Origin of the sequence: Pseudomonas sp. 22082 (assembly GCF_052046055.1) — a bacterium.
In the GTDB taxonomy this organism is placed as follows: Bacteria; Pseudomonadota; Gammaproteobacteria; order Pseudomonadales; family Pseudomonadaceae; genus Aquipseudomonas; species Aquipseudomonas pharyngis.
In genome coordinates this window covers 44,121-50,755 of sequence record NZ_JBQEQB010000034.1, presented here as the reverse complement: position 1 = coordinate 50,755, position 6,635 = coordinate 44,121, and the positions used below count along the sequence as shown (strand labels likewise).

Annotated in this window: 4 protein-coding genes; all 4 read right to left on the bottom strand. The window is 64.2% G+C overall.

Translation table 11 applies throughout. The features are described from left to right. Window positions 1-228: 228 nt before the first annotated feature. From nagE to nagA, 4 genes are read right to left on the bottom strand one after another with little or no spacing between them, the layout of a single operon-like run. Window positions 229-1,944: an N-acetylglucosamine-specific PTS transporter subunit IIBC gene (gene nagE, locus ACTJK9_RS27955; protein ID WP_440817565.1), complete on the bottom strand. Its 1,716-nt coding sequence runs from the start codon at window positions 1,942-1,944 to the stop codon at window positions 229-231. A gap of 23 nt (window positions 1,945-1,967) precedes the next feature. Beyond that, the gene (gene ptsP / locus ACTJK9_RS27950; RefSeq protein ID WP_440817562.1) at window positions 1,968-4,481 is read right to left on the bottom strand and encodes a phosphoenolpyruvate--protein phosphotransferase; all 2,514 of its coding nucleotides are present in this window, start codon (window positions 4,479-4,481) and stop codon (window positions 1,968-1,970) included. Between the two features lie 35 nt (window positions 4,482-4,516). After that, window positions 4,517-5,527, bottom strand: a complete 1,011-nt coding sequence (locus ACTJK9_RS27945; protein ID WP_440817568.1) for an SIS domain-containing protein — start codon at window positions 5,525-5,527, stop codon at window positions 4,517-4,519. Beyond that, entirely contained in the window at window positions 5,520-6,626 is a 1,107-nt protein-coding gene (nagA, locus tag ACTJK9_RS27940) for an N-acetylglucosamine-6-phosphate deacetylase (protein WP_440817560.1), read from the bottom strand. The genes ACTJK9_RS27945 and nagA overlap by 8 nt, the downstream gene beginning before the upstream one ends. Between the last annotated feature and the right edge of the window lie 9 nt (window positions 6,627-6,635).

Below are 6,635 nucleotides of genomic sequence, written 5' to 3'. Positions count from 1 at the left end.
ACTGCTTGATCGTTCCCACGCTCCGCGTGGGAATGCAGCCCGGGACGCTCCGCGTTCCATCTTCGAATGTTCAAAGATGTGTGGGATTTACCGAATCTTCCCATTTGGTTTCAGCTTACCTCTCGGAAGCTCCGGTCCTGCGGTGGTCGCTTCAAATGGAACAGGAAACCCGGCCTAGGCCGGGTTTCCTGTTTGTAATCGCATCAAGTCAATACTAGATGGCAACCATCAGACCTTGGCACTCACTTCACTCCGATTGACCAACCCCTCCAGCGCCGCACTCAAGCTCTGCGCCCGCTCACCTACCAGCAAGTGCCATACGCCATCTTCCAGCGCGCTCACACCCAGACATCCAAGTTCTTTCAATCGGCTTTCCGACAGCGCTTTGCCATCGGCCAGTTGCAGGCGGATGCGGCTCATGGCGATGCAGTCGAGTTGCAGCACGTTGTCGCTGCCGCCCAGGGCGCTCAGCCATTGCTGGGCTTGCGGTGCGGCTATAGCAACGGGCTCGCTGGTTTCGACGACGGCGACAGGAGCAGTCGCTACGGCTCGGCCCAATGCGGGCATCGCCAGGCGGATTTCGTCGGCGATGCTGTCAGCCATCGGCCCGACGACCACCTGCAGACTGCCGCCCTTGCCCGGACGTACCACGGCCATTGCACCCAGTGCTTTCAAATCGGCATCGGAGGCTTTGTTGCGATCGACCATTTCCAGTCGCAGCCGCGTGGTGCACGCGCCGACGGTGACCAGATTCTCGGCACCTCCCAAGGCTTTCATGTACGCAGCGGCGCGCTCGTTTTCTGTCAGCACGGATTTCTCGGCAGCGGCCACGTCTTCACGTCCCGGCGTTTTCAGATTGAAACGGCGGATACAGAAGTCGAACACCGAGTAATAGATGACGGCATAAACCAGTCCCACCGGCACCACCAGCCAGCCGTTGGTGGAGCGTCCCCAGCCCAGCACCATGTCGATGAAACCACCGGAGAAGGTGAAGCCCAGATGAATGTTCAGCGCATTGGTGATCGCCATCGACAACCCGGTCAGCAACGCATGCACCAGATACAGCAGCGGCGCCAGAAACATGAAGGCAAATTCGATGGGCTCGGTCACCCCGGTCAAGAATGAGGTCAGGGCCATCGACAGGAAGATCCCGCCCATGACCTTACGGCGTTCCGGCAGGGCGTTGCGGTACATCGCCAGACACGCTGCCGGCAGGCCGAAGATCATCATCGGGAACATGCCGGTCATGAACTGGCCGCCCTTGGGATCGCCGGCGAAGTAACGCGACAGATCGCCAGTGACCAGAGCGCCGGTGGTCGGGTCGGTGAAGTTGCCGAACACGAACCACGCCATGTTGTTGAGGATATGGTGCAGGCCGGTGACGATCAGCAGGCGGTTGAACACGCCAAACACGAAGGCGCCAAGGCTGCCGCTTTCCATCATCAAGGCGCCGAAGCTGTTGATGCCGTGCTGGATCGGCGGCCAGATGTAGCCGAACACCACGCCCAGACCGACCGCCGCGAACCCGGTGACGATCGGCACAAAACGCCGGCCACCGAAAAAGGCGAGGTACTCCGGCAGCTTGATGTCCTTGAAGCGGTTGTACAGCGCGCCGGCCATCAGGCCGCTGACGATCCCGGCGAGCATGCCCATGTTGATGCTGGCGTCGAGCACCTTGAGGGTGGAGATCATCACCAGATAACCGATCACCCCGGCGAGGCCGGCGGTGCCGTTGTTGTCCCGGGCGAAACCGACCGCGATGCCGATGGCGAAGATCATCGCCAGGTTGGCGAAGATCACCTGACCGGCGTCGTGGATGATCGCGATGTTCAGCAGGTCGGTGTCGCCCAGGCGCAGCAGCAGGCCGGCGATCGGCAGGATCGCGATCGGCAGCATCAGCGCGCGGCCGAGGCGTTGCAGGCCTTCGATGAAGAGTTGGTACATGGCGATTGTCCTTGTTGTTTTTGTTAGCGCAGAGGCCAATGTTGATGACAGGCATGACGCACCGCGGCGGCGCTGCTCAGCTTGAGCAAGTCCCGGGCGAGGCGTTGGCATTCGGCTTCGTGCAGCTGGCGCACGCGGTCCTTGATTTCGCCGATCTGGACCGGGCTCACCGACAGTTCGGTCACGCCCAGGCCGATCAACACCGGCGTCGCCAGTGGATCCGAGGCGAGGGCGCCGCACACGCCGACCCAGCGTTTATGCACCGCCGCGCCTTCGCAGGTCATGGCGATCACGCGTAGCAGCGCCGGGTGCAAGGCATCGACCCGTGCGGCGAGGCCTGAGTGGTCGCGGTCCATGGCCAGGGTGTATTGCGACAGGTCGTTGGTGCCGATGGACAGGAAGTCGGCGTGTTCGGCCAGTTGCTCGGCCTGCAACGCGGCGGCCGGGACTTCGATCATCACGCCGATTTCCGGACGTTGATTGATGCCCAGTTCCAGACACAGCGCATCTACCCGTTGGCGGATGTGCAGCAATTCGTCGACCTCGGTGACCATCGGCAGCAGGATCCGGCAACGCTGCAACGGGCTGACTTGCAGCAGCGCACGCAGTTGCTGATCGAGGATTTCCGGGCGGGCCTGGGCCAGGCGAATGCCGCGCAGGCCGAGCACCGGGTTGGCTTCCACTGGCAGTGGCAGGTAGTCGAGTTGCTTGTCGCCGCCGACGTCGATGGTGCGGATGATCACCGACTTGTCGCCCATGGCATCGATCACGGCTTGATAGGCAGCGCGTTGCTCTTCGACGTCCGGCGCAGTGTGGCGATCGACGAACAAAAACTCGGTGCGCAACAGGCCGACGCCATCGGCGCCATTGGCAAACGCATCGGCTGCTTCGTGGCTGGAAGCGACGTTGGCGACCACTTCGATGGATACGCCGTTGCGGGTTTCGGCCGGCAGATGGGCCTGAGCTTGCTGGGCGTCGCGCCGTTGTTGACGGTCGATCTGCGCCTGCTGCACTTCGGCCAGACGCTCGGCATTCGGCGTCAGCTCGAGGCGACTGCCGTCGGCGTCGAGGACCACCGACAGGCCTTGCGCTTGATCGAGCAGCGCCGAGCCCAGTGCGACCACGCACGGCAGGCCTTTGCCCCGAGCCAGAATCGCCACGTGGGAAGTCGCGCCACCTTCGGCCATGCACAAACCGGCGACGCCTTGCGCGCTCAGTTGCAGCAGGTCCGACGGCGTCAGTTCGTGGGCGGCGACGATGGCGCCGGCCGGCACGTCGTAGTGCCAGGCTTCGCCGAGCAGGGCGCGCAGCACGCGTTGCCTGAGGTCGCGCAGATCGTTGGCGCGCTCGGCCAGCAGTGGGCTGCCGGTGTTTTGCAGCACTTCGCATTGCGCATCGATGGACTGGCTCCAGGCGTGGGTCGCCGCCGTGCCGGTTTCAATCGATTGCTGGGCGGCGTCGAGCAAGGCCGGGTCTTCCAGCAAGGCCAGGTGCGCGGCGAAGATCGCTTCCTCGTCGGCATTGCGCTGTTTTTTCGCCTGGACGAGGGTGCCGTCGATTTCGCTGCGAACCTGATTCAGCGCGGTGTCGAGAATCTGTAGTTGATGCTCGGGCTGATGATTGCCGGTGTCGGCCGGCAGGCTGATCGCGTTCAGACGAAACAGAGGCCCGCCGACCAGTCCCGGCGCGGCGCACACACCGTGCAACACGCCAGCCTCGGCCGAGCGATTGCGTGGAGCGGCGGCAACCGGTGCGGCAGCGTGATGGTCTTCGGGCAGTGCGGTGGCCAACGCAGTGAGCAAGGCTTGCAGCGCAGCCTGTGCGTCCGGGCCCTGGCAACTGACTTGCACTTCGTCCTGCTCGCCAATCGCCAGGCCCATCAAACCGATGAGGCTGTTGCACGATGCCGACTTGCCGGCGAAATGCAGCTGCGACTGGCTCTTGAACCCTTGCGCCGTCTGGCGGATCAACGCCGCCGGGCGCGCATGCAGACCGCCGCGATGGGCAACCTGCACGTGACCGAGAACTTCCGGGCCGCCGAGTTCTTCTGCATTCGCCGCTGTACTGTGACGAGCGATGATGTGCAGCAGCGGCTCGCCGACCTTCACCGTTTTCAGGGTGATGGGGCGCGCCTGGAAATCCTGGCTGTTGGTCAGGATCAGCAGGCTGACCAGGCTTTTGCACTGGCGGCCGACCTTGTCCAGGTCATAGCGCAGCAGCGGCTGGCCATTGCTGACCCGCGCGCCTTCCTTGACCAGCATCGAGAAGCCTTCACCCTGCAACTCCACCGTGTCCAGACCGAGGTGCAGCAACAGCTCGGCGCCGTTGTCGGCGCGCACGGTCAGCGCATGGCCGGTGCGGGCGACGTGGATCACTACCCCGGCGCAGGGCGAATACAGGGTGTCGTTCAGCGGATCGATGGCAATGCCGTCGCCCATCGCGCCGCTGGCGAACACCGCGTCCGGAACGTTGGCGAGCGTGAGCACCGGGCCGCTGAGCGGGGCGCTTAAAGTCAGCTCTTTATTGTTGTTGTGCATGGCTCGGTCTCATCAGGAAAACGTTCGGTTCGGACTCAGTGCGTACGGGTGACTTTGCTCAGGTGTCGCGGCTGATCCGGGTCCATGCCACGGGCCACGGCCAGACCGGCCGCCATCACGTAGAAACTCTGAATCGCGAGGATCGGATCGAGGGCCGGGTGCTCGGCACGGCTGAGGGTCAGGTCGCGCTCGCTCACGTCATTCGGCGCGGCCAGCAGCACGCGGGCACCGCGCTGACGCATCTCGGCTGCCAGGCTCAGCAGGCCGGCCTGTTCGGCGCCGCGCGGGGCGAACACCAGCAATGGGTAGTGTTCGTCGATCAGGGCCATCGGGCCGTGACGGACTTCGGCGCTGCTGAAGGCTTCGGCCTGGATCGCCGAGGTTTCCTTGAATTTCAGCGCGGCTTCCTGAGCAATGGCGAAACCGGCGCCACGGCCGATCACCATCAACCGCTCGCAATCGCGCAGGGCGTCGATGGCCAGGCTCCAGTCCTGTTGCGCGGCTTCGCGCAGGCCTTCGGGCAGGGCGTTGTGCGCCTCCAGCAATTCGGCGTCTTCTTTCCAGTGCGCGATCAGACGGGCGCTGGCGCTGAGGGTGGCGATGAAACTCTTGGTCGCGGCGACACTGCTTTCGGTGCCGGCCAGCAATGGCAGGCTGAATTCGCACGCAGCCTCCAGCGGCGAATCGGCGGCGTTGACCATCGACACACTGAGCGCGCCACGCTTGCGCAACAGGCGCAGGCTGTTGACCAGATCCGGGCTTTGGCCCGACTGGGAAAACGCGAACGCAACCTGACCGCTGACCTTCAACGGCGCCTGTTGCATGGTCACCACCGACATCGGCAGCGACGCCACCGGAATCCCCAGTTGCTGCATGGTCAGGTAGGCGAAGTAGCTTGCCGCATGGTCGGAGCTGCCTCGGGCGACGGTCATTGCCACTTGCGGCGGCTGACGGCGCAGGCGCCCGGCGATCTCGATCATTGGCGGGTCGAGCTGCTGCAGTTGGGCTTGCACGGCCTCGAACGAGGACAGCGCCTCCTCAAGCATTTTTGAAGTCAATGTCTTCTCCTTCGACCATGACGGCGGTCAGTGTGAGTGAGCGATCCAGTCGCACGCAGTCGGCCCAGGCGCCAGGTGCTAGGCGCCCGCGTTCGGTGATGCCGAGGTAGTCGGCGGGGAATTGCGAAAGACGTTGCGAGGCCTCGGCGATCGGCAGGCCGATCTTCACCAGATTGCGCAGGGCCTGATCCATGGTCAGGGTGCTGCCGGCCAGCGTGCCGTCGGGCAGGCGCACGCCGCCCAGGCATTTGGTGACGGTGTGGCTGCCGAGCTTGTACTCGCCGTCGGGCATGCCGGCGGCGGCTGTTGAGTCGGTCACGCAGTACAGGCACGGAATCGAACGCAGGGCCACGCGGATCGCGCCGGGGTGCACGTGCAGCAAATCCGGAATCAGCTCGGCGAATGTGGCGTGGGCGAGGGCGGCGCCGACGATGCCCGGCTCGCGGTGATGCAGCGGGCTCATGGCGTTGTACAAGTGGGTGAAACTGGTGGCGCCGGCCTCAAGGGCGGCGACGCCTTCCTCGTAACTGCCGAGGGTGTGGCCGATCTGCATGCGGATGCCACGGCTGCTCAGTTCACGAATCAAGCCGTCATGGCCGGCGATTTCCGGGGCGATGGTGATCACCCGAATCGGCGCCAGTGCCAGATAGTCTTCGACTTCGGCCATCAACGCGGTGTGGGCAAAGTTCGGTTGTGCGCCGAGTTTGCCGGGATTGATGTAGGGGCCTTCGAGGTGAACGCCGAGGACTCGGGCGGAGCCTTTCGGGCGCTGTTCACAGAACTCGCCGACTTCCCTGAGCACGCTGGAAATCTCGGCGCTCGGTGCGGTCATGGTGGTGGCGAGCAGCGAGGTGGTGCCGAATCGCACGTGGGTCTTGGTGATGGTCTCGAAGGCGCTGGCGCCTTCCATGATGTCCTTGCCGCCGCCGCCGTGGACGTGCAGGTCGATGAAGCCCGGAAGCAGATAAGGCAGGTCATTGGTCGCCGGATCGCAAGGCACGCCTTCGATCGACACGACTCTGCCGTGTTCGTGGATCAGCCGGCCGCGAATCCAGCCGTCAGCGGTGAGGATGTTGTCTTCAGACATTTCGCTTCT

What these genes read in the sequence shown, in the direction of transcription:
- nagA (WP_440817560.1), bottom strand. Translation starts at nt 6,626, where the DNA reads ATGTCTGAAGACAACATCCTCACCGCTGACGGCTGGATTCGCGGCCGG.
- ptsP (WP_440817562.1), bottom strand. Translation starts at nt 4,481, where the DNA reads ATGCACAACAACAATAAAGAGCTGACTTTAAGCGCCCCGCTCAGCGGC.
- ACTJK9_RS27945 (WP_440817568.1), bottom strand. Translation starts at nt 5,527, where the DNA reads ATGCTTGAGGAGGCGCTGTCCTCGTTCGAGGCCGTGCAAGCCCAACTG.
- nagE (WP_440817565.1), bottom strand. Translation starts at nt 1,944, where the DNA reads ATGTACCAACTCTTCATCGAAGGCCTGCAACGCCTCGGCCGCGCGCTG.